Source organism: Sinorhizobium alkalisoli (assembly GCF_008932245.1).
GTDB lineage: Bacteria > Pseudomonadota > Alphaproteobacteria > Rhizobiales > Rhizobiaceae > Sinorhizobium > Sinorhizobium alkalisoli.
This window is the reverse complement of sequence record NZ_CP034909.1, coordinates 481322-506558: the sequence shown is the minus strand read 5'-3', so window position 1 is coordinate 506558 and position 25237 is coordinate 481322. Positions and strand designations below refer to the sequence as shown.

Below are 25237 nucleotides of genomic sequence, written 5' to 3'. Positions count from 1 at the left end.
CTTCCCATGCGCTCCACCCTGGTTAGACAGTTTGGCGATCCGGAACAAGTGATAGAGCTTGTGGACGCGCCGCGTATCGATCCGGCAGCCGGGGAAGTGGAGATCGAAATCGCGCTCGCGGCGATCAATCCTTCGGACCTCATTCCCGTCACCGGCGCCTATCGCGCCCGCACCGAGCTGCCTTTCGTGCCCGGATTCGAGGGTGTCGGCACGGTGAGCCGCATCGGCCCGGGCGTTCGCCACTTCAAATCCGGCGATCGCGTGATCCCGATCGGCGCGAGCGGGCTGTGGCAGCAGTTTCTCGTGCGCCCGACCGAATGGTGCTTTCGCGTGCCGGACGACATCAGCGACAGCCAGGCCGCCATGAGCTATGTCAACCCTCTGACGGCGCTTCGGCTGATCGAGGATCTGCGCAGACATTTCGGCTCGCTGCAGGGACGCTCCGTCGCCGTCACCGCGGCGGGCTCGGCGATCGGCGGCATGCTGATAAAGCTTATCGGCCGCGAAGGCGCGGTGCCGACCGCGATCCTTCGCAGCGACAAAAGCCGCGGGCGCTTCGAGGCGGGGCAGAGGGTCATGGTCACCGAGGGCAGCAGCCTTCCCCCAGAAAGGATCTTCGACGCCGTGCTCGACGCGGTCGGCGGCCCGCTTGCCGGCGACTTGATCCGCCGGGCGATCAGTCCCGGCGGCATCTTGGTCCAATATGGGGCGCTGAGCAACGTTCCGGTGCCGCAATCGGCAATCGCCGCCCGGCCCGATGTCCGCTTTGCTTTCCTGTGGCTGAGAAACTATGTGCATTCCGCCGGTCGCGGCTCCCTCGAAGCCGCTTTCGCCCGATGCTTCACGGGGCTGCGCGACGGGCTCTTTGCAAGCCCCGTCGCTGCGACCTATCCCCTGAGCCGACTCGCGGATGCCCTGGCGCACCAGGCCGATCCGCATCGGGACGGCAAGATCCTCATCGATCCGCGCTGTTGAAAATCGGCACAATCGTGGTCGCTGGCATGGATTTTGAAGGGCACGCGCACTAGCTTTGCGCAGATGACAACGCAGCTCTATGAAAATCCCATTTTTTTGGAACATATCGTTCCCGAGGGACATCCGGAAAGGCCGGATCGGCTGAAGGCGCTGAACCTTGCGCTGGAGCACCCGAACTTTGCTGAGCTGAAGCGGGTAGAGGCGCCGAAAGGCAGCGAGGATCTGGTCCTTCTCGCCCATACCGAGGAGCATCTGCGCTCGATCAAGAAGTGGATTCCGGAAGAGGACATCACGCAGATCGAAGCGGATACCTTTGCCAGCCCCTCGAGCTTCGATGCCGCCTTGACTGCCGTCGGAGCCGCTATCGCCGCCGTGGACGCGGTGTTCGCCGGCGAGGCGGACAATGCCTTCGTCGCGGCACGCCCGCCAGGCCATCACGCAGAGAAGAACAGGCCGATGGGTTTCTGCTTCTTCAACACAGTCGCGATCGCAGCACGCCATGCCCAGCGTGCGCACGGCGTCGAGCGGGTGGCGATCGTCGATTGGGACGTGCACCATGGCAATGGCACGCAGGATATCTTCTGGAACCACCCTTCGGTGCTGTTCTGTTCCACGCACCAGATGCCGCTTTATCCCGGCACCGGCGCCAAGGAGGAGACGGGCGTCAAACACAATATCGTCAATGCTCCGCTTTCGCCCAACAGCGGCAGCGAGCATTTCCGTGACGCGTTCCGCACCCGCGTCCTGGCAGCACTCGACAATTTCCGCCCGGATCTCGTGCTGATCTCCGCCGGATTCGACGCGCATTACCGTGATCCTCTGGCGCAGATCAACCTGATGGCGGAGGACTTCGACTGGGCAACGGGACGCCTGATGGAGGTCGCCGGCAAGAGCGGCGGCAACCGAATCGTCAGCCTGCTCGAGGGCGGCTATGATCTCGAAGGGCTCGCCGAATCGGCGGCCATGCACATACAGAGACTGATGAGAGGGTAATTGATGAACACCAACGCACAACCGGACGTCTCAGCCCTCTCCTTCGAGCAGGCCGTCGAAGAACTGGAGCGCATCGTCTCGGCGCTCGAACGCGGCGACGTGGCGCTCGACAAGTCGATCGAGATCTACGAGCGCGGCGAGGCTCTGAAGAAGCATTGCGAGACGCTGTTGAAGGCGGCCGAGGACCGCATCGAAAAAATCCGCCTCGACCGCGCTGGCCGGCCTCAGGGCGTCGAGCCGCTGGATGCGGAGCAGTGAGGGCGAGAGGTCGGTTTATCGAAATTTGCCCCTCATCCGGCCTGCCGGCCACCTTCTCCCCGCAAGCGGGGCGAAGGAGACTTGTGGCACTCAATCGCTCCCTCCTCCGGGGCTCGCGGCGAAACTCCCGGTCCCCTCGCCCTGCTTGCGGGGAAAGGGTTAGCCCTCGGGTTAAACCAGGGTTTAACTCAAGGAGAGGGGCTAACTTCCACGCTTTTTCCTCGGAGAACGCGAGCCGATACCCCACCAGACGGAGCGCCTGCCATGTCCTTCTTTCCCGGTCCCGACCCGCTCGCCGGCGACAAGCCGGCCTGTGACGCCATCGAGCATCTGATCATTCCACGCACCAGCGATATCGGCGGGCTGGAGGTACGTCGCGCCCTGCCGACGGCGCGGCGCCGCCTTGTGGGCCCTTTCATCTTCTTCGACCGGATGGGGCCGGCGTTGCTGCACGCGGGCGAAGCGATCGACGTGCGGCCGCATCCGCATATCGGGCTTTCGACCGTCACCTATCTTTTCGACGGCGAGATCAAGCATCGGGACAGCCTCGGCACCGAGATGGTGATCCGGCCCGGCGACGTGAACCTCATGACGGCCGGACGCGGCATCGTCCATTCTGAGCGCTCGCCGGAGAACCAGCGCGGTCATGAGCGCTCGCTGTCCGGGTTGCAGACCTGGCTGGCGCTGCCCGACGACAAGGAAGAGATCGATCCGATCTTCACCCACACGGAGGAGCGCGTTCTGCCTCATCTCGCCGACGGCGGCGTGCGGGCGCGGGTCGTGATCGGCCAATTCGAAGGCGAAGTCTCGCCCGTCTCCGTCTTCACCGACACACTCTATGTAGATCTCAATATCGCGGCAGGCAGCAGCGCGCCCTTTGCCGCGCAATGGGAGGAGCGGGCGCTCTATATCCTTTCGGGCGAGGCAATCATCGCCGGGGATTGTTTTGCCGACAACCAGCTCCTCGTCTTCCGGCCCGGCGACGAGATTACCATTACGGCCGGTCCGACCGGCTGCCACGTCATGCTTTTCGGCGGCGCAGCGCTCGGTTCGCCGCGCCATATCTGGTGGAATTTCGTTTCTTCCTCCAAGGAGCGGATCGATAGGGCGAAAGAAGAATGGCGGAGCAGGCGCTTCGATATCGTTCCGGGGGATGAACAGGAGTTCATCCCTTTGCCCGGAGGCTAATTTTCGTTAAGTTCTCGGTCGAAGACGCAGGAAAGCCTGATTTTGCATTCAACGGCGACTGCGTCTAAACAGTGCCGTTTTGACGGACACAACCAAAACAGATCGCGCCGAAAGCTGGTGCGTATAAGGCGACAAGCGTGACACAACTGCCGACCACTCCGATGCCTGCAACTCCTTTGCTCGACAGGGTCAATATCCCTGACGATCTGAAGAAGATCGACGATCGGGATCTGCCTCAGCTGGCAAGCGAATTGCGCGCGGAAATGATCGATGCGGTGTCGCGCACCGGCGGCCATCTCGGCGCCGGCCTCGGCGTCGTGGAACTGACGATCGCCATCCACAAGGTCTTCGATACGCCGCATGACCGGCTTATCTTCGATGTCGGGCACCAGTGCTATCCGCACAAGATTCTCACCGGGCGGCGCGACCGGATCCGCACGCTGCGCCAGGAGGGCGGGCTTTCCGGCTTCACCCGGCGCGCAGAAAGCGAATACGACCCCTTCGGCGCAGCCCATTCCTCAACCTCGATATCGGCCGGCCTCGGCATGGCGGTCGCCGCCGACCTCGACGGCAAGAACCGCAATGTCATCGCCGTGATCGGCGACGGCGCAATGTCGGCCGGCATGGCCTATGAGGCGCTAAACAATGCCGGGGCTCTCGACGCCCGCCTGATCGTCATCCTCAATGACAACGACATGTCGATCGCGCCGCCGACGGGCGCCATGAGCGCCTATCTGGCGCGGCTGGCCTCGGGCCGGACTTATATGGGCATCCGCGAGGTCGGGAAGAAGCTGACCGCCTACCTCGGCAAGACGGTCGACCGCGCGATCACCCGCGCCGTCGAGCATGCGCGCGGCTACGTCACCGGCGGCACGCTCTTCGAGGAAATGGGCTTCTACCATATCGGACCGATCGACGGGCATTCCTTCGACCATCTTCTGCCCGTGCTGCGCAATGTCCGCGACAATGGGAGAGGCCCGGTGCTGATCCATGTCGTGACGCAGAAGGGCAAAGGTTATCCGCCGGCGGAAGCCGCTGCCGACAAGTATCACGGCGTTAACAAGTTCGATGTGATCACCGGTGCCCAGGCGAAGGCAAAGCCGAATGCACCCTCCTACACCTCGGTCTTTGCGGACGCTCTTGTCCAGGAAGCGAGCCTCGACGAAAAGATCGTGGCGATCACTGCGGCCATGCCATCCGGCACCGGGCTCGACCGGTTCGCGGCCGTGCATCCTTCGCGCTGTTTCGATGTCGGCATTGCCGAGCAGCATGCCGTGACCTTTGCTGCCGGCCTGGCGGCGGAGGGCTACAAGCCGTTCGCGGCGCTCTATTCCACCTTCCTGCAGCGCGCCTATGACCAGGTCGTCCACGATGTGGCGATCCAGGGCCTGCCGGTGCGCTTCCCCATCGACCGCGCCGGTTTCGTCGGCGCCGATGGGCCCACCCATGCCGGTTCCTTCGACACCACCTATCTCGCATCGCTGCCGGGCTTCGTGGTGATGGCGGCCGCCGACGAGGCGGAACTGAAGCACATGGTCCGCACCGCCGCGGCCTATGACGAAGGCCCGATCTCCTTCCGCTATCCGCGGGGCGAAGGCGTCGGCGTCGACCTGCCGGAGCATGGTGAGATCCTCGCGATCGGCAAGGGCCGCATCCTCAAGGAGGGCACGAAGGTCGCGCTGCTTTCCTTCGGCACACGGCTTGCCGACTGTCTGTTGGCCGCCGAAGACCTCGATGCCGCTGGCCTCTCGACGACGGTCGCCGACGCGCGCTTCGCCAAACCGCTCGACCAGGACCTGATCCGCCAGCTTGCGCGCCACCACGAAGTGCTGATCACCATCGAGGAGGGTTCGATCGGCGGTTTCGCCAGCCATGTCTTGCATTTCCTGGCGGAAGAGGGCCTGCTCGACGGCGGCCTTCGGGTGCGCCCGATGGCAATGCCGGACATCTGGATGGAACAGGCAAAACCCGAAGCGATGTATGCACACGCCGGTCTTGATCGCGCCGGCATCGTCTCGACGGTCTTCAAGGCGCTCGGACAGAAGCACTCCATCGGCATCGGGGCGGCCGGCTGAGGAGGCCCTCGCGGGTCCCCCTTGCATTGCGGCGCGCGACGGGCGATGACGACCCATGTCCAACGAAGCACACAACATGATCCGCCTCGACCAATTGCTCCTGAGCAAGGGCCTCGTCGCAAGCCGCTCCCGCGCCCGCGATGCCATCCAACGCGGCACCGTGAAGGTCGACGGCCGCACCGTCACCAAGCCGGCCGCCGCCTTTGCCGAAGGCGTGGCGATCACCATCGATGATCCGGCGCAGGCCTATGTCTCCCGCGCGGCGCTGAAGCTCGTCGCCGCGCTCGACCATTTCGGCTTCGATCCGGCGGGTGAGATCTGTCTCGACGTCGGCGCCTCGACAGGCGGCTTCACCGAGGTCCTGCTCGAGCGCGGGGCTGCCCATGTGGTTGCCGTCGACGTCGGCCATGGCCAGATGCATCCGCGCCTTGCCGGCGATCCACGCGTCACCAATATCGAAGGTCTGAACGCCCGGGCGATGAAAGCGGAGAATATCGGTGACCGTTCAGTTACTTTCATCGTTTCCGACGTCTCTTTCATCTCTCTGAAACTGGCGCTTCCGCCGGCGCTCTCCCTTGCCGAAGCCGGCGCGCGGTGCATCCTGCTCGTCAAGCCGCAATTCGAGGCCGGGCGTGACGCGATCAGCAAGGCGGGGCTGCTCAAGGATCCGGAGAGCGCCCCGACGGTGGCGGCCGAGCTCGAACGCTGGCTCGTCAAGGATGTGGGCTGGCTGAGCCTTGGCCTCACCCCCTCGCCGATTGCGGGCGGCGACGGCAACAGGGAGTTTCTTCTTGCGGGGCGGAAGCCATGAGCACCGAAATCGTCACGATAAGCCGCCTGGGTGCGCAGGGTGACGGTATCGCCCAGACCGAATCCGGCGCCGTCTACGCACCCTTCACCCTGCCTGGAGAAACCGCGGCCCTTGCCGTAAACAAGGCCCATGGCACGCTGATCTCGCTGAGAGAGGCTTCTCCCGAGCGCGTCCAGCCAAAATGCCGGCACTTCGGGCCGGACGGTGTCAATGGCACCTGCGGCGGCTGCAGCCTGCAGCACGCGTCCGATGCGCTCTATCACGACTTCAAGCGGAACCTCGTGATCGACGCCTTGAAATCCAAGGGGCTGACACCGGATGTCGCACCCCTCGCCGTTGCCCGGCCGGGCGAGCGCCGCCGTGCCGTCTTCACCGCTCGGCCCACGGAAAAGGAACTCCTGCTCGGCTATAACCAGGCGGCGAGCCACCACATCGTCGCGATCAGCGAATGTCCCATCACGAGCCCGAGCATCGTCTCGCGGCTTGCCACCATCCGCAAGATCGCTGCGGCGATGGCGTTGAGTTCCGAACCATTCCGCATCACCGTTCTCGAAACCGAGACCGGCCTTGATCTCGCCTTCGAAGGACTCAAGCTCAGCGACCGGCAGCGGCGCGCGACCGTCGAGGCCGTTCTCGGCGAGCGGGGCATCGCCCGCGTCAGCCTCAACGGCGAAATCATCATCGAGCCGGTCAAACCCAGCATCGACGTGGGCGGCATCACGGTCTTGCCTCCGCCCGGCGCCTTTGCGCAGGCGACGCGCCCGGCGGAGGAAGCCATGGCCAAGCTCGTGCTCGATCATCTCGGCAAGACGAAACGTGTCGCCGATCTCTTCGCAGGCATCGGCACCTTTGCGCTGCGGATCGCCCGCACCGCGCGCGTGCACGCCGTCGAAGGCGAGGACAAGGCCTTGAAGGCGCTTGATTTCGCGGCGCGCAACACGCAAGGGCTGAAGCCTGTGACGGTCGAGAAACGCGATCTTTTCCGCCGGCCAATGATGGCGCAGGAATTGAAGGTCTTCGATGCCGTCGTCTTCGATCCGCCCCGGGCGGGCGCCGAAGCCCAGTGCCACGAACTTGCCCGCTCCGGCGTGAAGAAGATCGCGGCGGTCTCCTGCAACCCGGTGACCCTTGCCAGGGATCTCTCGATCCTGGCGACTGCGGGCTATCGCATCACATCGGTGACGCCGATCGACCAGTTTCTCTGGTCGTCGCATGTGGAGACGGTGGCGACGCTCGATAGATGAATGACGGGGATTCGCTGCGTTTGTCTCCGGATCAGTGCCCCTGTTGAACCACTGTGTTCATCTTGACGGTATGGAATCGCCCCATGCAAGCTCTCGTTCAACCGGGCGAGAGCGACGGGATTTTCGCTGCCACAAGGTTTTCTAGCAAGGTCCGGTTCGGGTGGAAAGCGGAGCTTGGACAGCACTCCATGCGAGAAGCCGACATCTCGATACATCCGACTCACAATAGCTCGAGGGGATGCAACCCTGGCCCTCTCGACTACAGCGGCTTTTCCGTCAGTAATTTGCCGCTCAACAAATCCCGAGCCTCGCTCGCACCCTCGCTCTTCAAAGTCGCAGGACCGGCGGCCAGCGGTTCGTTGGCGCGCCTGCCGAACTGCTCGATGTCCTCGATCAGCATTTTCATTTCGGCAATTTCCTTCACCTGATCGCGAGTAATCCTATCTGCCAAATAGCGCACACGCGGATCACGAATGTCAGCCTGGCGCGCGTTGCTGATGGCTATGGAGTGATGCGGAATCATCGCTCTCATGAAGTCGACATCGCCGATTAGCGCTTGGCTGCGGTTCACAGTCAGCAGCGTCCAGCCTCCGATGATCGCCACCGCAAGTAAGGCAATTTTCGCGACTTCTGGTCGGTACATCCGCCACATGAAAGCCAGCATTACCGCTGTCATGACGCAGCCCATCACCAGGGAGGAAATGAACCGGGTCAAGCTGAACAGCGCATGGTCCCAACTGTAAACGAGCTGGTACATCAGAAAGAACATGATTACCGTCGATGTGGCGATCATCGCCGCGAAGCGTCCCCACCCCATACTCATCATTTTATGCTGATCCATCGCCGCGACCTCCCGGTTCAGGCGCTAAACGGATAAGTTGGCTTTTTGTTCATATTCAACACTGCCGGGCATGCCCGACGCGCTGAATTTTCGAGTCCGGTGAATGCATTGAGAGCTGCGAGGAAGGCGTGAAATGCCACCGCGTCGGAGGCGCAGCCTGCTGCATGCCTTCGGGCTACACATTGCCGACGTTGTGGTCATAGGTGGCGATTCTGGTGGCCATGGTGTGAACGCCGCGGCACGCTTGCAGGCTGCAGCCGAACGAGGAGCCGCGGGCTTCCTGTCGACCGAGGCCGTCTGATCAAGACGGCGCTGCGGTCGCCATTGATGGGTGGGGCGGTCCGCTCCTGCGCGGCCGGTTGAAAGCGCGCCGAACTCGGCTCATGTCCTGGATTGCTCCAATGAGCGGGCTTTCCCCCGAGAAAAGGGCTAACCCGCAGTGATCACGAAGTTCGGCACACAATCGGCTTCAAGGAGGCGTTTGGTTCAGCATTCCTCAGGTGGCCTGACGTGCCGGAACTGCAGCAGCAGTAGCAGGCGTTTTCAACGCCGTCCAAATCGGGAGCGGCTAGGCTCGATATGGAGCATCCGGCGAGCGCTGGGCTGGCTGCCGGGGCACGGCTAGTCGGCGCAAGGGGCCAGCGCGCATGTCACCCAGGCGTTCGGGCACCCGGTATCTGAGCTTCTGTCTTCTTACGTGCGAATTTCGCGGAGGCAATGGAGCGCCGTCATGGTATGGTTTGGCGTCGCATGAACCACGGGAGGGGTGAATGCGTATTGTCATTTCAGTCCTTGCTGTCGAGACATTGCTCCTCTCGTCAGCGACCGCAACCGAGCCGGTGATCTTCCACACGGCACGCTTTCAGGATCACACCATCGTCAATCTGAGCCTTGTAGGGAGCCAGGTGGCGTCGAGCACCGACTATGACTATGATGTATACATCTCACTGTCACAAACGAGTGACGACATAGAGGCCGGTTACAAGGACCCCGGCCAACACAAGGCATCTGTCCGATGCGGCCCACCGCCGGCGGTTTCGGTAAGGGGCGTCGATTACGCGATACCCACTGCGGAAGGTGGGGGAAGCGACTGGAAAGACGATCTCTGGAGAACCGTCTGCACGCCGCCCGTATCGTAACACTCCCGCTGCAGCACGCCGCGAGCGACATCCAAGACATCGATCGGAGCTGTCGCCCAACGAATGAAAGACACAGGACGCGGGCGGCTACGCCCGCGTCCTGTGTCGGGAATTATTTGACCTCAATGACTGTCAACTTTCCGTTGACGCGCTCGGCGACGAATTCGACGTTCGCGCCTTCCTTCAGCTTCTCCAGGATCGCGTCGTCTTGGACGCGGAACACCATGGTCATCGCCGGCATCTCAAGGCTCTTCAGCTCCTCGTGGATCAGCGTGACCTTCTTCGCCTTGGCGTCGACCTTCTTAACGGTTCCCTTTGTGAACTCCTGCGCGAGAGCGCCGTAGGCGGTCCCGACAGCGAGGGCAGAGGCGAGGGTGAGTTTGATCAGCGTCTTCATGTTGTCTCCTTCCTGCGATTATTTCTTGGCAACGGTGATGTCGCCGTGCATGCCGGCGTCGTAATGGCCGGGCACGAGGCAGGCGATCTTGAACGTGCCGTCATTGGTGAACTTCCAGACGATCTCGCCGGACTCTCCAGTGGCCAGCCGGATCGCATTCGGATCGTCGTGCTCCATCTCCGGGAACTTCTCCATCACCGCCTTGTGCTCCATGATTTTGTCTTCCTGATCGAGCACGAACTCGTGGTCGAGTTCGCCCGCGTTCTTGATCGCGAAGACGATGGTCTGGCCCTTGCGGACCTCGAACGTCGACGGAGTGAAGATCATCTTGCCGTCGTCCGTCTCCTTCATGGTCACTCGAATCGTCTGGGTGGCATTGGCTTTCTTGCCGGGCTCGCCGACGGCCATTGCCTCGCCGTGGCCGCCTGCGTGATTGCCGCCTGCGAGCGCGGGTGTAGCGAGCGCGGCGACGAGAAGTCCGAAGATTTGAGCTTTCATTGTGTGTTCCTTTGGTTGGTTGAACATCGGCATGCGGGATCAGCCGTGGTTCTTATGTTTCGGCATGATCTGGGTTTTGGCGTCCTTGGCTTTGTCCGCGTTGGGAAGCTCGCCCGTCCACTCCCAGGCCTCAGTGCCGGGTGGGTTTTCGTACCAGCCGGGATCGGCGTAATCGCCCGCCGAGATGCCTTCGCGCACCTTGACCACCGAGAACATGCCGCCCATCTCGATCGGGCCATGCGGTCCCCAGCCGGTCATCATCGGGATGGTGTTCTCGGGGATTTCCATCTCCATCTCGCCCATATCGGCCATGCCCTTGGTGGCCATCGGCATGTATTCCGGGCGAAGCTTCTTGATCTTCTCGGCAACCTTCGATTTGTCGACGCCGATGAAGGTCGGGATGTCGTGCCCCATCGCGTTCATCGTGTGGTGCGACTTGTGACAGTGGATCGCCCAGTCGCCCTCATACTTGGCGTCGAACTCGTAGGCCCGCATCGCGCCGACCGGAATGTCGATGCTGACCTCCGGCCAGCGGGCCTCGGGCCGCACCCAACCGCCGTCGGTGCAGGTGACCTCGAAATCGTAGCCGTGCATGTGGATCGGGTGGTTGGTCATGGTGAGATTGCCGACCCGGACCCGCACCCGGTCGTTCTTGGAGACGACAAGCGGGCTGATGTCCGGGAAGATGCGGCTGTTCCAGCACCACATGTTGAAGTCGGTCATTTCCATGACCCGGGGCACGTAGGAGCCCGGATCGATATCGTATGCGTTGAGCAGGAACACGAAGTCGCGGTCGACCGGCATGAACTTCGGGTCTCTGGGGTGAATCACGAAGAAGCCCATCATCCCCATCGCCATTTGCACCATCTCGTCGGAATGCGGGTGGTACATGAAGGTGCCCGACTTCACGAGGTCGAACTCGTAGACGAAGGTCTTGCCGACCGGGATGTGCGGCTGCGACAGGCCGCCGACCCCGTCCATTCCGGAGGGGAGAATCATGCCGTGCCAGTGGATCGTCGTGTGCTCCGGCAGCTTGTTGGTGACGAAGATGCGCACCCGGTCGCCTTCGACCGCCTCGATCGTCGGTCCCGGCGACTGGCCATTATACCCCCAGAGATAGGCGGTCATGCCTTCCGCCATTTCACGCTCGACCGGCTCGGCGACAAGGTGGAACTCCTTGACGCCGTTGTTCATGCGGTAGGGCAGCGTCCAGCCGTTGAGCGTGACGACCGGATTGTAGTCGGGGCCGGAGGTCGGCCGGACCGGGGCTTGAGTCTCCGCCGTCTCCATCACCGCAGCCTCAGGCAGGCCCATGTTGGAGGTCTTGGCCCAGGCGGCGGTCGACACTAGGGCGGCGCTCGCACCGAGCAACTGTCTTCTGCTGAACATTGTTTGTTCCTTTCTCAGTGGCCACCGCCGCCGCTTTCGGCGGCCGCCGCGACTTCCATCTCGCCGGAGGCAGCTCCTGTGCCACCGCCGTAGATGACAGGGGCGAGGTTCGCCTCCGCGAGCCAGAAGTCGCGCTTGGCGTTGACGGCAAGCAGGTTCGCATTGACCTTCTCGCGGCTGTCGGCGAGCAGTTCGAAGGTGTTGGTGATCATGGCGTTGTAAGTGAGGAGGGATTCCTCCTCGATCTTGGTGCGCAGCGGCACGACGCTGTTTCGGTAGTGCCGGGCGATGTCGTAGTTGGCGCGGTAGGCCTGGTAGGCGGAACGCGCTTCGGAGCGGACGTTGACCGCCTTCTCGGCGAGCAGGTTCGCCGCCCGCATGTAGGCAAGTTCCGCCTTGCGCATCCGGGCCTTGCCGCTGTCAAAGATCGGGATAACGAACTCGAGTTCCGCCTGTCCGGTGGTCTCGGTCTCGACGTTGCCGTCTTCCTTCTCCCGTTCGGTCTCGAAGCCGGTCAATAGTTCGAGGTCGGTGACGTAACGGGTTGCTTCGGTCAGCTTGTAGGACTTGGCCGACGCTTCAAGGTCGAGCTTCGACATCTGCAGGTCGACGCGGCGCTGCAACGCTTCCGCCTCGATCAGGTCACGCTTCATTATTCCCCTAGGCAACTGCGGCAGACGGTTCGGAACCTGATAGTCGATGTCCGAGCCCCAGAGCCCCATCAGCCGCGTCAGCTCTTCCTTGGCGAGCCGCGCCTCCAGCCGCGCCTTTGCCGTCTGTCCCGCTAGCTCGGCATAGAACACATGCTCGCGGGCTTGACCTTCTTTCGTGAGCGCGCCGCTCTTGCCAAGTTCCTGTGCAAGCTCCGAGGCTGCGTCGGCTGCTGCCTGCGCCTGGTTGAGTTGGCCGACCGTTTCCCAGGCGGCAACGGCGTTGATCCAGGCATGGCGTGTATCTGAGGCTAGCTGTAACGTACGAAGAGCCGCATTCAATTGCGCCCTTCGGAATTCAGTATCGGCGATGGCGATATTCCGGTCTCGGGTGGCAAGCGCGAGAATATTATTGGCGATCATGCCTTCGACCGACCTGAAGGCTTCCAGCCCCGGCGCGCCGATACCGGTGACTCCGAGCGAAACGGTCGGATTGACGAGCATGGTGGACTGCCAGGCGTCGGCCGCGGAGTCGCCGAGGTCAGCGTAGGCCGCCTGCAGACCCTTGTTGTTCAGGAGCGCCACCTGCACGGCGGTCTCGACGTCGATGGTCTTCTTCGCCATCAGCGTCTTCACGCGGTCTGAGACCACGCGTGCCTGCTGCTGGTTCTGTATCCAGACCGTCTGCTTGCCTGCGGCCTCGGCGGTCTTGGCCTCGACCGACGAGAAGCCAGCGTTCTTCGCTGCATGTTCGCTGGCGGATACGCAGCCGCCGAGCACCAGCGGCAGGGCGAGAGTCGCTGCAAGTCTGATCTTGCTGTTCATCATGACGCGTCTCCTTCCGGAGCCTGCGCGTCGTTCTGGTTGCGCCACGGCTGGGGATCGACCGGAGCGCGGTGGGTGTAGCCGGAGACCGGGCTCGTATATCTGAGGGGGCGGACCTGAGCCTGGGAGGTGGCGAGATCGCCCGAAGCAATGACATCGGGAGGCAATGTGGCGGCGCATCCGCTCGCAAACAGCGGCAGGGCGGCCACGAAAAACAACGGCTTCATGGTTTCATCCGAATAGGAAATTGCAGTGGCGCCCGAGAGCGAATCCTTGCTCACGAACACTCCTTGGACCCGTGAGAAGAACGGGTGCGTCCTAGTCAGATGTTCGGGGGACGGTGCAGTGCAGGAAGCTCGCCCGTGGTGCGGGCGTCATCGATGAATTCGCGAATGGAGACTACGCGCGGTCCGCCGACGGCCTCGGCCTCCCCGACGATCGCCATGCTGACGCAGAAGCCCTTGCAACATTCCTGCTTCACAAGCTTCTGGGCATCGTCCAGGGAGGATTTGTGGTCGCCATGCGTATGCCCGCCGCTCGCCGTCTCACGATGATGGTTGTCGGACTGCGCGATTTCAGGATTGTACGAAGCGCCATGCATTGCGGCAGAAGCCGTCGGCAATGAGTAAACCGTCAGCGACATGACAATCGCCAAGCGGAGCAGAACCAACATCTTTTGCAATGTGATTCGGAACATACCCATGCCCGAGGACTACCACCGGTACCGAAGTTGTCAATTGTCAGTTCATGCAGACACGCGATTCGCGTCTATTCTGTGGCACCGCAACGAACGGCCGCGAAAATCATCTGACTGAAGACGGATGTAATGGTTACAACAGTGGCAGGGTCAAGCAAGAAAATGGCCGGGCATGGAAGGGCGCATCGCCATGCCACCAAGGAGCCTAGCGCGTCAAAACACTCCTCTCCCGCACGCGCATGACCGGGCCACTCCCCACGATGGCACCATCCGTCGACTCAACGACGCATGAAGGCCTCGAAGGCGGCGCGCGCTTCGGCGCTCTTCAGTTGCGCCGCAAAGTGCTCCGCCTCCTCGTCGATGCGGGCAAGCACGTCCTTGCGGTTGCCGCGAACGAGGTCGCGGGCGATGCGCAACGCCTCCGGCGGCTTCGCGGCAAGGCGCGCGGCAAGCGACAGCGTCGTCTCCTCGACGCTCTCCGCATCGACAATCTTCCAGATCAGTCCGGCCGTCAGCGCCTCGGCGGCTTCGAGCGGTTCGCCGGCGGCAAGCAGCGCGAAGGCACGCTGGTGCCCCAAGATGCGCGGCGCGATCAGGCTCGAGGCCGCTTCCGGAACCAGCGCGAGGTCGACAAAGGGTGTCCTGAAGAGCGACCGAGCGGAGGCGACCGTCAGATCGCAATGCAGATGGATTGTCGTGCCGATGCCGATCGCCAGACCGTCGACGCCGGAAACGACCGGCTTTGCCGCACGCGCGAGCGCCCGAAGGAAATCGAGTACCTCGCGCCCCATGCTTCCGCCCATGGCGACGGCCAAGAAATCGCTCATGTCGTTTCCAGCGGAGAAACAGCCTTCGCTTCCGAGGAAGGCCGTCACCCGGATTGCCGGGTCCGATTGCGCCACCGTCAAGGCGGTCGTCATCTTCGCGTACATCTCGCGCGTGATGGCATTCTTCTTTTCCGGCCTGTTGAAGCGGATGACCTGAACGCCGGGATGGGCCTCCGGGCGTTCGACGAGTACATGGTCGGTCATGGGACAGCCCTTTCAGTCCAGAATGGCGCGGGCGGCCGCGAGGCTCGCGGCTCCGTTCACGACGCTGTCCTTGAGCGCCGCCGTTTCGGCAATTAGGTTCTCCGCGGCGAAACGGCAGAGCGCAATTCGCCCCTCCTGCCTGCCGTCGCCGGCCTCGGCAAGTCCGCCCTTGGCAAGATAGACACCGGTCAGTGTGAGGCCGAAGAGGCGCTGATAGGCGGTGGCGCCGGCGAGCGCATCGGCGTGCCTTCCGGCGGCGAGCGTCGCCAGGAGCCAATCGGTCGCCTCCGCTAGCTCCGCAAGCGCCGCATCGAGCCGCGAGGCCGTTTCCCCGAAGCCTTGGCGGTTCGAGGCCCTGACGGCAGACGCGACCTGCCGGAGCTCCCCGATGAAGCCGCGCACCTGCGCACCTTCGGACAGCGGCAGCTTGCGGGTAACGAGGTCGATCGCCTGAATGCCGTTGGTGCCCTCGTAGATGGGCGCGATGCGGGCGTCGCGCAGGTAGCGCGCGGCCCCCGTCTCCTCGATGAAGCCCATGCCGCCATGCACCTGAATGCCGATCGAGGCGACGTCGACGCCGACGTCGGTGGCAAAGGACTTGGCAATCGGCGTCAACAGGCTCGAGCGCTCCTGCCAACGAAGCGCCGCGTCGCCCTCGCTCGCATGCGCCATGTCGACTGCATGGGCACACGCATAGGCGATGGCGCGCGCACCTTGCGTCAGCGCCTTCATTGTCAGCAGCATCCGGGCGACGTCCGGATGCTCGATGATCGGGCTCATGCCCTCGCCCTCCCAGCCCGGCGCACGGCCCTGCGTGCGTTCCCTGGCATAGGCAACCGCCTTCTGGGTCGCGGCCTCGGCGATCGCGACACCCTGCATGGCGACGGCAAGCCGGGCATTGTTCATCATCGTGAACATGCAGGCGAGCCCGCGATTTTCCTCGCCCACGAGATAGCCGATCGCGCCCTTTTCCTCGCCATATCTGCCGTCGCCATAGATCATGGTGCAGGTCGGCGAGCCATGGATGCCGAGCTTGTGCTCGAGCGCATGGCAGAAGAGATCATTCCGCGCGCCGAGCGACCCGTCCTCGTTGACGAGGAACTTCGGCACGAGGAACAGCGAGATGCCTTTGGTGCCCGGCGATGCATCCGGCAAGCGCGCCAACACGAGGTGGACGATGTTGTCGGTGAAGTCGTGCTCGCCCCAGGTGATGAAGATCTTCTGTCCGAAGATGCGGTAGGTGCCGTCGTCGCGGCGCTCTGCACGGGTCTTGAGCACGCCGAGGTCGGAGCCCGCATGCGGCTCGGTGAGGTTCATCGTCCCCATCCATTCGCCGGAGACCATCTTCTCGAGGAATGTCGCCTTCAGTGCGTCGGTACCGTGCTTTTCCAGCGCATCGATGGCGCCCATGGTCAGGGTCGGCCCCAGCGCGAAGGCCATCGAACCGCCGTTCCACATCTCCATGGCGGCGACGTGCAGCATATGCGGCAGGTTCTGACCACCGAAAGCTTCCGGCGCCGTGAGCCCATTCCAGCCGCCGGCGATCCAGTTGTGGTAAAGACCACGCCAGCCGTCTGGTGTCTTCACCGAGCCATCGACGAGGCGAGATCCCTGCCTGTCGCCAACTTCGCCGAGCGGCGCTACCTCTTCCGTGGCAAAGCGCCCCGCTTCCGACAGAATCGCATCGATGAGGTCCTCGCCGAGCTCGCCGAACATCCCGGCATCCAAGCCGTCCGCCATGCCGACCACGTGCTTCAAGGTGAATGCGATCTCCTCGACCGGCGCCTTGTACATGCTGCTCCTCCCCGCGCGGCCACGGTTTGGCCGCATTGCTCATGCTTCGCGCAGGCAGATTATTGATTTTTACGTAAACGTCAACTTCGGTCGCGGCCACTTCTGCAGCCGGTTCGGCTTCTGCCCCCTGGCCGATGAGGGCGATCACCGGTCAACCCAACATTTTTCGATCAGCACCTGCGGCAAACCTAAGGGACCCAATTAAGCAGATAGCCGTGGGTAAACCCATGAATATCTGCTGGGGGGACACGCCGATAGCAGCGAATCCGACCATCGATGCCGCTGAAGCTGCAAGCGCCCTTAACTATAGGGCGAATAGCACTGACGACGCGGGCCGTTATAGGGCTGATACGTATTGTCATAGGCTCTATAGGAGCGGTAGCGATCGTAGCACCATTCCACATGCCTGTTGCCATAGCGCACTGGCGGCTGTGCGAGGGCGCCGCCGATGACCGCCCCTGCCCCGAACGCCGCAAGCGGGAACCACCATCCACGATGGTAGCGATAGCCGGGACGATGATGTCGGTAGCCACGGTGTCCATTGTAATAACGGACGTCTCCGTCCCGGTAGTAGCCGCGCCGAGATCGATATTGGACATCGGTTACATCGCTCGTGACCACGACCTTCGACGGAGCGGGCGTGAAAGCATGTGTCGGAACCGCCGTCGCGGTCAAAGCGAATACGGCGAACGTGCATGAAACCCATTTCGTCTTTGTGATCTTCATTCTCACCTCCATGACCCGACGCCAGCCCCGATCGGATGCCCAAACGCGGGCGCGTGAGACACGGGGGGAAGCGCCCAAACTTGCGCCTGAGTTCCGTATCGCAACTGCCGTTCAGGATCGATCGCCTTCAAAACGCTCGAGTTATCCGACCCAAGTCAGCGTGATCACCACGCAAACGCCTTCGCCGGGCATTTCGTTCCCGGCCCGGCACGACCGCAGCGCGTAGAGCAGGAATGCAGCTGCACGCAGAAGAGTGCCTGCGCCGGAAGTGGCGGCGATCTGCAACGGTTACACACAATCATGAGCCGAGTCGGACCGACAATTGCGGCCGGCGGTCGGTGTACAGGCCCGTCCGTCTCGCGCAGGATGCCGGCGGGGCTGGGATTTACGACCTCTTAACTCTAAGTCGGCAATCTCAGAGAATGGAAAAGCGGGGACTCTCGATCTCGGGAACGATCTTGCGCCTGGCGGCCCTCGTGGGCCTGACCTTCGCGGCGACGGCGACGGCATGCGCCGCCAATATAGAGCCCTGGAAGCAATCGCAGAACGCCATCATCGTCGATGCCTATGAATTGAACAGCATCGATTGGGAGGCGATGCTGAAGGACAGGCGCATCGCCGGGTTCATTGCCAAGGCCTCGGACGGGCTGCCCGAAAGCTTCAGTTGCGCCGGCGATCACGGCGGCGACACGGTCGCCCATTGCAAGACGATGTGGCGGAAATATGCGGTCAGCCGCGAGCTATACCAGACGCGGCGTATGATTGCCCGCTCCCAAGGCCTGCTCTGGGGCGCCTATCATCTGGCCCGGCCGGGCAATCCCGTCGACCAGGCCAATCACTTCCTCGACTACGCCGATCCGCGCGAGGACGAATTGATGGTGCTCGATATCGAAGGCATGGATCCCGTGCAATTCATGTCCCTCGAAGACGCCGCGATTTTTGCCGGGCACATCAAGTCACGTACCGGTCGCTATCCCATTCTATATACCAACCACGTCACGGCGAAATACATTGCCGACAATCGCTTTAAGCATCGGCTGCTGTCCCGCCTGCCGCTCTGGTATGCACGCTACAAGCCCGACATCCGCAAGGTCTTCCCGCTGGGCAATTGGGAGAAATACGCGCTCTGGCAATTCTCGTCGGCGCACAACTGCGGGAAGAAACGCTGTCCCTATCGCGTGCCCGGCACGCGCAACGACATCGATGTGAACGTGGCTGCGATGAACGCCGCTAAACTGAAGAAGATCTGGCCGCATGGGGCCCTCCTTCCGGAAAAGCCGCCGGTACTGACCGTGGTCGCGTCGGCGACGATCGGCCTGTCACCGGCCGCCAGCGCCGCAGCAGCCGACGCCTTGTCGCAACCGCTGCTGATCAGCCGTGCCGATGCCGAGAGCGGCTCGGGCAGCGGCGTCGAGGCCGCCGTTGATACGACGGTCACCGGGACGATCGACGTGAAGGCAGCGGAGGCGCTGATGCCCTACCGGACCGAGCGGCGCTGAAGCTCACGCTGCTGCCCACCACGCCGCGTCTCTGAGAGCTCGGCGCTGTGGGACCCAAGCAGGACAGTTGGTCCGGTTACGCCTCGATCTGGACGTCGCCCCGCGGACGCGAACAGCAGGCGAGGATGTAGCCCTCCTCGACCTCGTCGTCGAGAATGCCGCCATTGTGGTTCATGTCCACATCGCCGGCGATCTTCAACACCCGGCATGTGCCGCAGATGCCGCCTTCGCAGGCGGCTCCGATCCTGACGCCGTTGGCACGCGCGGTTTGGAGGATGGTGTGGCCCGGGATCGCCTCCACCTCCTTGCCGCTCATGGTAAAAATCACCTTCGACGTCCCCGCCTCGGCGCCCGCCGCACCGGCGCGGATGGCAAGCTCTTCTGCTGCTGGTGCCGCCGCAGGCTGGAAGCTTTCCTGGTGGTAGCGGGCCATGGGGAACCCGACGGACTGAAGCATCTCCCGGACACCGCGCATGAAAGGCTCGGGACCGCAGCAGAAGACCGTTCGCTCCTGAAAATCCGGAGCCAGCAGCGGCAGCTTCGTGGCGTCGATACGGCCGCGCAGCCCGTGCCAGCCATGACGCGCCTCGTGCCCCTCGACTAGGAAGCCGAGATTGAGATGCGGCATCTGTCTGGCGAGGATCTCCAGCTCCGGCTTGAACAGGAGATCCTCCGGGCGCCTCGCGCAGGAAATGAAGGTGACATCGGAATCCGGCGCGCAATCTGCCATCCAGCGCGTCATCGACATCATCGGCGTGATGCCCGAGCCGGCGGAGATGAAGAGATATTTTTCACCCGTATGGCGGACGAAGCTGAAATCGCCGAGCGGCCCGAACGCCTTCAGCACCATGCCCGGCTTCAGATTGTCGAACATCCAGCGGGTGCCGATGCTGTCCCGTTGTGCCTTGGCGGTGATCGAAACGGAGAGCGGCCGCGACGGTGAGGACGAGAGCGTGTAGGTGCGCATCACCGGCTCCTCTCCGACAGGCAGTTCGAGGGTTACGAACTGCCCGGGCAGGTAGCGGAACCAGGCCGGCCTGTCGGAGCGGAAGGTGAAGGTCATCACATCCGCGGTTTCGGCCACCACCGAGATGCATTCGAGCATGTGCTGGCGGTCGATCCAGGGGCTGAGCTCGTCGAAATGATGGAAGGAACGGGCCATTTCCATGTCATGCCACCCGCGAAAGAGGCGCTGCGCCGCGCTGCAGGCGCTCCAGCATGTAGCGCGCGTACCATTCGACGAACTGCATCACGCCGCCCTCGTGCTCGACGGAATAGGGTCCCGGCTGGTAAGCCGGCGAGCGAATGCCGAAGGCGTTCTCCTCGACGATCTGCCGGTCCTGGTCGTTGGTCTCGGTCCAGACATGGATGAGGTCGTCAAGCTTGTAGTCGACGCCTTCGACCGCGTCCTTGTTGACGAGCCACTTGGTCGTGACCTGGGTCGTTTCGGGACCGAGGGGCAGCACGCGGAAGGTGATCGCATGGTCGCCGAGAATATGGTTCCACGTCGTCGGATAGTGAAAGAGCAGCAATGTGCCGATGCGGCCGGTCATCGCTTCGGAGGAGAGCGGCTTGGCCACGGCTTTCTGACCCGACATGGTGTAGCTCTCGGCGCCGTTGATCAGCGGCATGCGCGTCATGCGGAACTGACCGGTCGACCCGATCCTGAATGCGCTCGGCAGGCCGGCCGCCTCGCATTTCTGCCAATGGGCGTTGATCTCCGGATCGTTCATCGCGCCATGCACCCCCGTCACCGTCGGCGCTTCGGGATAGGTGCGGCAGAGCTCGGGATGATTGGCCGCGCAATGGTAGCACTCGCGATTGTTCTCCCAGACGAGCTTCCAATTGCCCTTCTCGATGATCGTGCTTTCGAAGGCGACCTTGGTCTCGCCGAGACGATGCGGCGCGAGATAGCCGGAAACCATGTCGCGGAACGGCTGGAACTCCATCGGCTCGTCGGCGAGGCTGATGAAGATGTAGCCGCCGACAGCCTCGCAATGCACCGGCTTCAGGCTGTGCGCCGCCGGATCGAACCCGTCCGGCATCTGCCGCGCGAAGAGCAGCTTGCCGTCCAATTCGTAGGTCCATTGATGATAGGGGCAAACGAGCTTTGCCGAAGAGCCCTTGTGCTGGGTGCAGACGCGCGAGCCGCGATGGCGGCACGAATTATGCAGCGCCCGGATTGTTCCCTGCCGGTCGCGAACGATGACGATCGGATAATCGCCGACCTGCACCGTGAAGTAGTTGCCGGCCCGCGGGATTTCGCAATCGTGGCCGATGAAGAGCCAATCCTTGTACCAGATGTTTTCCAAGTCGTGACGATAATAGTCGGGATCGATATAGAAGTCCCGGTCGAGGCTGTAGCCTTCGCGACGGGTCTCCAGCTTGCGCAGCATTTCGCTCTGAATGTCCATGCCCATGTCCTCGTTCGCCCAGATCAAAAGAGTTAGAGCGAGATGCGGGCGGAAAACCGCGCACTCTTTTCCTCATCTCGCTCTAGTTCGGAGAGGCAGGACAGGAACCCCCGCGGCAACAGGCCGCGCGCCATGGCTCCGTCCGGCTGCCCGCCGCAACCCGTTACGGTCGATGTGCTCAAGGCTGGTTTCCGGGCTCTGGAGCCGTCCCGCCAAGGACCCGCCCGGCGCCTTCCCGGACATTCCCGTCCAGTGGCCTTCGCCGTGGCTTCACTCCACCACCGTTGCGGGGGCAGCACCGGGATTTGACCGGCTTCCCAATTCTCCGCCCGCTTCAGGGCGGCACCTCGAGTGTCCCCATCTAAGCGGTCTCGCAGCCCGCACAAGTGCCGATAAACGACATTCCATTCTGGAAAGACGACAGCAATCTTACGGCGGGACGGCGGTGAGGGTCGCGTCGATTTTCACTAATAGAAACAAAACGATAAAGGAAATGTTGAGCAATGGGTAATTTTTTCGGCAACGCCATCCCAAGTGCGAAAGCGACCATCCAGATTGCGACTGATTGCGACGGCACCGGTGCACGCGCCTCGCGCAGAAGTACGAAAAATACTCTGTTAACCCTGATGGTTTAGCGTCCACCGGTAGTTCAACCGCATTCTCGCGAAGGCGCGCAGAGGTCGATGGCAAAGCTCAGATATTACGACGCCTCAGAGAAGGCGTCGGCTCCGGTGCCAAAGGCGACGTCCCACACCGAGTTTCTGCGAACCGGCCGCATCGAGCGACGCCGCCAAACGCCCGAGCAGCGGCGCTATCTGAGCTACGAGGAGGTGGCGGAGAAAACCGGGCGCAAGCTGACGGCGGCGGGAGAAGCGACTCACAAGCGGATCAACAGCTTTCACGCCTCGATCAAATTCCCGAATATGATCTTCCACCGGACGCTCGCCGCGAGCCCGCACCTTGGCTATTGCCATGTGACGGCCGCCACGACCCGGCTTGCTCGATCGAAAGACGTCACCTGGGCTTTCTACTTCGCAAATTTCTTTTCAGATCTCGGCGACGAGGCGCACTTCTTCGACCGGATCCAGGCCGGCTATTCGCGCATGTATTTCGCCGTTGCCATTGAGCCGGGCACGGAGGGAGGGCGGATGGTCGTCAACCGCAATGTGCGCGGCGACGGCCTGATCTTTCGCACGCAGGACCCGAAGGTGGCGCTCAAGAACGTGCTGATGCTTGGCGCACGCGAGGAGGCGCTGCGAAGGATCATCCGCGGCATCTAGTGTAACGCGCCGAGCCCAGCGGCAAAGAAAATCGTTCTGTTTTCCCGGCAGGTCCGCTAAGGAAACCGCGGAAAGGAAGGCGAACGCCATGGCCGAAATCATCGATACGCGCAGCGAACCCGACCGGGCGATCGACACGGCCTGCGCGGTGCTTTCCGCCGGCGAACCGGTCGCGATCCCGACAGAGACTGTCTACGGCCTCGCGGCGGATGCGACGAATGCAGAGGCGATCGGCCGGATCTATGAGATCAAGGGCCGGCCCCGTTTCAATCCGCTCATCTGCCACGTCTCGGACCTGGCGATGGCTGAGGAGCATGTGGCCTTCGATGCAGTTTCGCGGCAACTGGCGGAAGCCTTCTGGCCAGGTCCGCTGACGCTGATCCTGCCGCAGCGGTCGGAAAGGAGCGTGCATGCGCTCGCTTCCGCAGGTCTCGACACGCTCGGCCTGCGCATGCCCGAGGGCTTCTCGCGCCGCGTGATCGCGCAGTTCGGGCGGCCGCTGGCGGCGCCGAGCGCCAACACCTCGGGCAGGATCAGCCCGACCAGCGCGGCCCACGTGCAGGCGGATCTCGGATCGAAGCTGAAACTGATCCTCGATGCGGGCCCGGCCGAGATCGGCCTGGAGTCGACGATCATCAAGGTCGAAGGCGAGACGCTCCGGCTGCTGCGGCCGGGCGGGCTCGATGCCGCGGAGGTCGAGGCGCTGACCGGCCTCGTGGTGGAGCGCCCCGAAACCGCAGGTGCGACGATCGAGGCGCCGGGCATGCTGACCTCGCATTATGCACCGGGCGCCGTGGTGCGGCTCGATGCAACGGACGTTCGCAAGGGAGAAGCGCTCATTCGTTTCGGCGGCAGCCCGCTCCCCGGCGAGAGCGAGGCGGCTATGGTGCTCGACCTGAGCCCGGGCGGCAATCTCCGCGAGGCGGCCGCCAATCTTTTCGATTATATGAAGAAGGCGGATGCGAGCGGTGCCCGCACCATCGCCTTCGGAACAGTCCCGAATGAAGGCTTAGGCGAAGCCATCATCGACCGCCTGCAGCGGGCGGCCGCGCCGAGGGATTGACCGTCAAGGTAGGGTCATGACGAGCGTAATACCTTCTCCCGAACTGATCGCCTCCTTCATCGACATCGTCGGCGCCGACTATGCCGTGACGGGTGCCGGCGAGATTGCGCCCTATCTGGTCGAATCGCGCGGGCTCTATCGCGGCACCACGCCGCTCGTGCTGAAGCCCGGTTCCGTCGACGAGGTGTCGCGCATCCTGCGACTCGCAACTGACACCCTGACGGCGATCGTGCCGCAGGGCGGCAATACGGGACATGTCGCGGGCGGCGTTCCGCGCGAAGGCAAGGCGGACGTCATTCTTTCACTCGAACGGTTGAACCGGATCCGCGAGATCGATCCGGTGGGCAATGTCATCGTCGCCGACGCAGGCTGCATCCTTGCGGATATCCAGGGGGCCGCCGACGACGTCGATCGGCTCTTTCCCCTTTCGCTCGGGTCAGAGGGCTCGGCACGGATCGGCGGCAATCTCTCCACCAATGCCGGTGGCACGGCGGTGCTCGCCTACGGCAATATGCGCCAGCTTTGCCTCGGACTCGAGGTGGTGCTTCCGACCGGCGAGGTGTGGGAGGGTCTGCGACGGCTCAAGAAGGACAATACGGGCTACGACCTGCGCGACCTCTTCATCGGCGCGGAAGGAACGCTCGGCGTGATCACCGGCGCCGTCCTGAGGCTTTTTCCGAAGCCGCGCGGCCGACAGGTGGCTTTTGCCGGACTGGCGAGCGTCGAGAATGCGCTTGCGCTTTTCGACCTGGCATCAAGCCTCTGCGGTCCTGCGCTCACCGGCTTCGAACTGATGCCGAGGCTCGGCATAGAATTCACCACGCGCCATATACCAGGCGTGCGGGACCCGTTGGACTCAATCCACTCCTGGTATGCGCTGGTCGACGTCTCCACCTTCGATTCCGCCGAAAGCGCAGATCGGATGGTGCAGAGCCTGCTGGAAGCCGGCATCAGGGACGGGCTCATCGAGAATGCCGTCGTCGCCCAAAGCGAAGCGCAGAGCGAGGCGCTATGGCACATGCGCGAGAGCATATCGCCGGCGCAGAAGCCCGAAGGCGGCTCGATCAAGCATGACGTTTCCGTGCCGGTATCGAGCATCCCAGCCTTCATGGCGGAGGCCGACGCGGCCGTCCTGAAGGCAATACCCGGCGCGCGCATCTGCGCCTTCGGCCATATGGGCGACGGCAACATCCACTACAACATCTCCCAGCCGGTCGGCGCGGACAAGTCGGCCTTTCTCGCCCGCTGGCGCGAGATGAACGCAATCGTGCATGCCGTAGTGCTGAAATATGACGGCTCGATTTCGGCCGAACACGGCATCGGCCAGCTGAAGCGCGACGAACTCGCCGCGGTCCGCTCCCCGATCGAGATCGAGCTGATGCGTCGGATCAAACATGCTTTCGATCCGGCCGGAATCATGAACCCTGACAAGGTGCTGCGGGCCGATTGA

The 25237-nt window shown here is 63.1% G+C and carries 25 protein-coding genes and 1 riboswitch; of the genes, 12 read left to right on the top strand and 13 right to left on the bottom strand.

The genetic code is table 11. The annotated features are described in order from the left end of the window. Positions 1-6 precede the first annotated feature (6 nt). The 7 genes from EKH55_RS02400 (at position 7) to EKH55_RS02370 (ending at position 7544) form a co-directional block, all read left to right on the top strand. Positions 7-975, top strand: a complete 969-nt coding sequence (locus EKH55_RS02400) for a zinc-dependent alcohol dehydrogenase family protein (RefSeq protein WP_151610914.1) — start codon at positions 7-9, stop codon at positions 973-975. Positions 976-1038: 63 nt separating this feature from the next. Further along, positions 1039-1968, top strand: coding sequence for a histone deacetylase family protein (locus EKH55_RS02395; protein WP_069460386.1), 930 nt, complete (start codon positions 1039-1041; stop codon positions 1966-1968). Between the two features lie 3 nt (positions 1969-1971). Further along, a complete protein-coding gene (locus EKH55_RS02390) occupies positions 1972-2226 on the top strand; it encodes an exodeoxyribonuclease VII small subunit (RefSeq protein ID WP_069460815.1) in 255 nt (84 codons plus the stop codon). Positions 2227-2490: 264 nt separating this feature from the next. After that, positions 2491-3414 carry a pirin family protein gene (locus EKH55_RS02385; RefSeq protein WP_069460385.1) on the top strand — a complete coding sequence of 308 codons (924 nt, stop codon included), beginning with the start codon at positions 2491-2493 and terminating at the stop codon, positions 3412-3414. A 161-nt stretch (positions 3415-3575) separates the two neighbouring features. Continuing rightward, a complete protein-coding gene (gene dxs, locus EKH55_RS02380; RefSeq protein WP_192803762.1) occupies positions 3576-5489 on the top strand; it encodes a 1-deoxy-D-xylulose-5-phosphate synthase in 1914 nt (637 codons plus the stop codon). A 55-nt stretch (positions 5490-5544) separates the two neighbouring features. Continuing rightward, positions 5545-6300, top strand: a complete 756-nt coding sequence (locus tag EKH55_RS02375; protein ID WP_069460383.1) for a TlyA family RNA methyltransferase — start codon at positions 5545-5547, stop codon at positions 6298-6300. Beyond that, entirely contained in the window at positions 6297-7544 is a 1248-nt protein-coding gene (locus tag EKH55_RS02370; protein ID WP_069460382.1) for a class I SAM-dependent RNA methyltransferase, read from the top strand. Before EKH55_RS02375 ends, EKH55_RS02370 begins: the two co-directional genes overlap by 4 nt. A gap of 259 nt (positions 7545-7803) precedes the next feature. Here the strand turns inward: EKH55_RS02370 and EKH55_RS02365 are convergent, their stop codons facing one another. Beyond that, complete coding sequence (locus EKH55_RS02365) at positions 7804-8385, bottom strand: DUF305 domain-containing protein (RefSeq protein WP_069460381.1); 582 nt, start codon at positions 8383-8385, stop codon at positions 7804-7806. A 770-nt stretch (positions 8386-9155) separates the two neighbouring features. On the opposite strand from EKH55_RS02365, the gene EKH55_RS02360 reads away from it, so the two are divergent. Then, positions 9156-9524: a hypothetical protein gene (locus EKH55_RS02360; RefSeq protein ID WP_069460380.1), complete on the top strand. Its 369-nt coding sequence runs from the start codon at positions 9156-9158 to the stop codon at positions 9522-9524. Between the two features lie 112 nt (positions 9525-9636). Here EKH55_RS02360 and EKH55_RS02355 read toward each other — a convergent pair whose 3' ends face one another. From EKH55_RS02355 to EKH55_RS02315, 9 genes are all read right to left on the bottom strand, one after another. Then, positions 9637-9921, bottom strand: coding sequence for a copper-binding protein (locus EKH55_RS02355; protein ID WP_069460379.1), 285 nt, complete (start codon positions 9919-9921; stop codon positions 9637-9639). An 18-nt stretch (positions 9922-9939) separates the two neighbouring features. Then, complete coding sequence (locus tag EKH55_RS02350) at positions 9940-10419, bottom strand: cupredoxin domain-containing protein (RefSeq protein ID WP_069460378.1); 480 nt, start codon at positions 10417-10419, stop codon at positions 9940-9942. 39 nt (positions 10420-10458) lie between these two features. Further along, positions 10459-11808, bottom strand: coding sequence for a multicopper oxidase family protein (locus EKH55_RS02345; protein WP_151610912.1), 1350 nt, complete (start codon positions 11806-11808; stop codon positions 10459-10461). 14 nt (positions 11809-11822) lie between these two features. Beyond that, complete coding sequence (locus EKH55_RS02340) at positions 11823-13286, bottom strand: TolC family protein (RefSeq protein ID WP_069460376.1); 1464 nt, start codon at positions 13284-13286, stop codon at positions 11823-11825. Continuing rightward, a complete protein-coding gene (locus EKH55_RS02335) occupies positions 13283-13510 on the bottom strand; it encodes a hypothetical protein (RefSeq protein WP_069460814.1) in 228 nt (75 codons plus the stop codon). Before EKH55_RS02335 ends, EKH55_RS02340 begins: the two co-directional genes overlap by 4 nt. A 95-nt stretch (positions 13511-13605) precedes the next feature. Next, a complete protein-coding gene (locus EKH55_RS02330) occupies positions 13606-13986 on the bottom strand; it encodes a hypothetical protein (RefSeq protein ID WP_069460375.1) in 381 nt (126 codons plus the stop codon). A 272-nt stretch (positions 13987-14258) separates the two neighbouring features. Beyond that, entirely contained in the window at positions 14259-15011 is a 753-nt protein-coding gene (locus tag EKH55_RS02325) for a crotonase/enoyl-CoA hydratase family protein (RefSeq protein ID WP_069460374.1), read from the bottom strand. A 12-nt stretch (positions 15012-15023) separates the two neighbouring features. Next, positions 15024-16805, bottom strand: coding sequence for an acyl-CoA dehydrogenase family protein (locus tag EKH55_RS02320; protein ID WP_069460373.1), 1782 nt, complete (start codon positions 16803-16805; stop codon positions 15024-15026). A gap of 300 nt (positions 16806-17105) precedes the next feature. Beyond that, the gene (locus EKH55_RS02315; protein ID WP_151610911.1) at positions 17106-17531 is read right to left on the bottom strand and encodes a BA14K family protein; all 426 of its coding nucleotides are present in this window, start codon (positions 17529-17531) and stop codon (positions 17106-17108) included. A 422-nt stretch (positions 17532-17953) separates the two neighbouring features. Between EKH55_RS02315 and EKH55_RS02310 the strand changes: the two genes are divergently transcribed. After that, the gene (locus tag EKH55_RS02310) at positions 17954-19030 is read left to right on the top strand and encodes a glycoside hydrolase family 25 protein (protein WP_192803735.1); all 1077 of its coding nucleotides are present in this window, start codon (positions 17954-17956) and stop codon (positions 19028-19030) included. A 76-nt stretch (positions 19031-19106) separates the two neighbouring features. On the opposite strand, the gene EKH55_RS02305 is transcribed toward EKH55_RS02310, so the two are convergent. The 3 genes from EKH55_RS02305 to EKH55_RS29285 all read right to left on the bottom strand — a co-directional run bounded on the left by EKH55_RS02305 (position 19107) and on the right by EKH55_RS29285 (position 21626). Then, entirely contained in the window at positions 19107-20198 is a 1092-nt protein-coding gene (locus tag EKH55_RS02305; protein ID WP_151610910.1) for an FAD-binding oxidoreductase, read from the bottom strand. 1 nt (position 20199) lies between these two features. Next, positions 20200-21444 (bottom strand): aromatic ring-hydroxylating oxygenase subunit alpha, encoded by a 1245-nt coding sequence (locus EKH55_RS02300; RefSeq protein WP_151610909.1) that lies wholly within the window; start codon positions 21442-21444, stop codon positions 20200-20202. Positions 21445-21476: 32 nt separating this feature from the next. Next, a complete protein-coding gene (locus tag EKH55_RS29285; RefSeq protein ID WP_165614743.1) occupies positions 21477-21626 on the bottom strand; it encodes a hypothetical protein in 150 nt (49 codons plus the stop codon). Further along, a riboswitch (cobalamin riboswitch) is annotated at positions 21610-21809 on the bottom strand. (Overlaps the previous gene by 17 nt.) A gap of 318 nt (positions 21810-22127) precedes the next feature. Here EKH55_RS29285 and EKH55_RS02295 point away from each other — a divergent pair. The 3 genes from EKH55_RS02295 to EKH55_RS02285 all read left to right on the top strand — a co-directional run bounded on the left by EKH55_RS02295 (position 22128) and on the right by EKH55_RS02285 (position 25237). Further along, positions 22128-22724, top strand: coding sequence for a DUF6656 family protein (locus tag EKH55_RS02295; RefSeq protein WP_069460369.1), 597 nt, complete (start codon positions 22128-22130; stop codon positions 22722-22724). Between the two features lie 88 nt (positions 22725-22812). Continuing rightward, the gene (locus EKH55_RS02290) at positions 22813-23787 is read left to right on the top strand and encodes an L-threonylcarbamoyladenylate synthase (protein ID WP_069460368.1); all 975 of its coding nucleotides are present in this window, start codon (positions 22813-22815) and stop codon (positions 23785-23787) included. A gap of 16 nt (positions 23788-23803) precedes the next feature. Further along, positions 23804-25237, top strand: a complete 1434-nt coding sequence (locus tag EKH55_RS02285; RefSeq protein ID WP_151610908.1) for an FAD-binding oxidoreductase — start codon at positions 23804-23806, stop codon at positions 25235-25237.

Coding starts and splice junctions, on each gene's coding strand:
- EKH55_RS02400 (WP_151610914.1), top strand. CDS start 7: ATGCGCTCCACCCTGGTTAGACAGTTTGGCGATCCGGAACAAGTGATA.
- EKH55_RS02395 (WP_069460386.1), top strand. CDS start 1,039: ATGACAACGCAGCTCTATGAAAATCCCATTTTTTTGGAACATATCGTT.
- EKH55_RS02390 (WP_069460815.1), top strand. CDS start 1,972: ATGAACACCAACGCACAACCGGACGTCTCAGCCCTCTCCTTCGAGCAG.
- EKH55_RS02385 (WP_069460385.1), top strand. CDS start 2,491: ATGTCCTTCTTTCCCGGTCCCGACCCGCTCGCCGGCGACAAGCCGGCC.
- dxs (WP_192803762.1), top strand. CDS start 3,576: ATGCCTGCAACTCCTTTGCTCGACAGGGTCAATATCCCTGACGATCTG.
- EKH55_RS02375 (WP_069460383.1), top strand. CDS start 5,545: ATGTCCAACGAAGCACACAACATGATCCGCCTCGACCAATTGCTCCTG.
- EKH55_RS02370 (WP_069460382.1), top strand. CDS start 6,297: ATGAGCACCGAAATCGTCACGATAAGCCGCCTGGGTGCGCAGGGTGAC.
- EKH55_RS02365 (WP_069460381.1), bottom strand. CDS start 8,385: ATGGATCAGCATAAAATGATGAGTATGGGGTGGGGACGCTTCGCGGCG.
- EKH55_RS02360 (WP_069460380.1), top strand. CDS start 9,156: ATGCGTATTGTCATTTCAGTCCTTGCTGTCGAGACATTGCTCCTCTCG.
- EKH55_RS02355 (WP_069460379.1), bottom strand. CDS start 9,921: ATGAAGACGCTGATCAAACTCACCCTCGCCTCTGCCCTCGCTGTCGGG.
- EKH55_RS02350 (WP_069460378.1), bottom strand. CDS start 10,419: ATGAAAGCTCAAATCTTCGGACTTCTCGTCGCCGCGCTCGCTACACCC.
- EKH55_RS02345 (WP_151610912.1), bottom strand. CDS start 11,808: ATGTTCAGCAGAAGACAGTTGCTCGGTGCGAGCGCCGCCCTAGTGTCG.
- EKH55_RS02340 (WP_069460376.1), bottom strand. CDS start 13,286: ATGATGAACAGCAAGATCAGACTTGCAGCGACTCTCGCCCTGCCGCTG.
- EKH55_RS02335 (WP_069460814.1), bottom strand. CDS start 13,510: ATGAAGCCGTTGTTTTTCGTGGCCGCCCTGCCGCTGTTTGCGAGCGGA.
- EKH55_RS02330 (WP_069460375.1), bottom strand. CDS start 13,986: ATGGGTATGTTCCGAATCACATTGCAAAAGATGTTGGTTCTGCTCCGC.
- EKH55_RS02325 (WP_069460374.1), bottom strand. CDS start 15,011: ATGACCGACCATGTACTCGTCGAACGCCCGGAGGCCCATCCCGGCGTT.
- EKH55_RS02320 (WP_069460373.1), bottom strand. CDS start 16,805: ATGTACAAGGCGCCGGTCGAGGAGATCGCATTCACCTTGAAGCACGTG.
- EKH55_RS02315 (WP_151610911.1), bottom strand. CDS start 17,531: ATGAAGATCACAAAGACGAAATGGGTTTCATGCACGTTCGCCGTATTC.
- EKH55_RS02310 (WP_192803735.1), top strand. CDS start 17,954: ATGGAAAAGCGGGGACTCTCGATCTCGGGAACGATCTTGCGCCTGGCG.
- EKH55_RS02305 (WP_151610910.1), bottom strand. CDS start 20,198: ATGGAAATGGCCCGTTCCTTCCATCATTTCGACGAGCTCAGCCCCTGG.
- EKH55_RS02300 (WP_151610909.1), bottom strand. CDS start 21,444: ATGGACATTCAGAGCGAAATGCTGCGCAAGCTGGAGACCCGTCGCGAA.
- EKH55_RS02295 (WP_069460369.1), top strand. CDS start 22,128: ATGGCAAAGCTCAGATATTACGACGCCTCAGAGAAGGCGTCGGCTCCG.
- EKH55_RS02290 (WP_069460368.1), top strand. CDS start 22,813: ATGGCCGAAATCATCGATACGCGCAGCGAACCCGACCGGGCGATCGAC.
- EKH55_RS02285 (WP_151610908.1), top strand. CDS start 23,804: ATGACGAGCGTAATACCTTCTCCCGAACTGATCGCCTCCTTCATCGAC.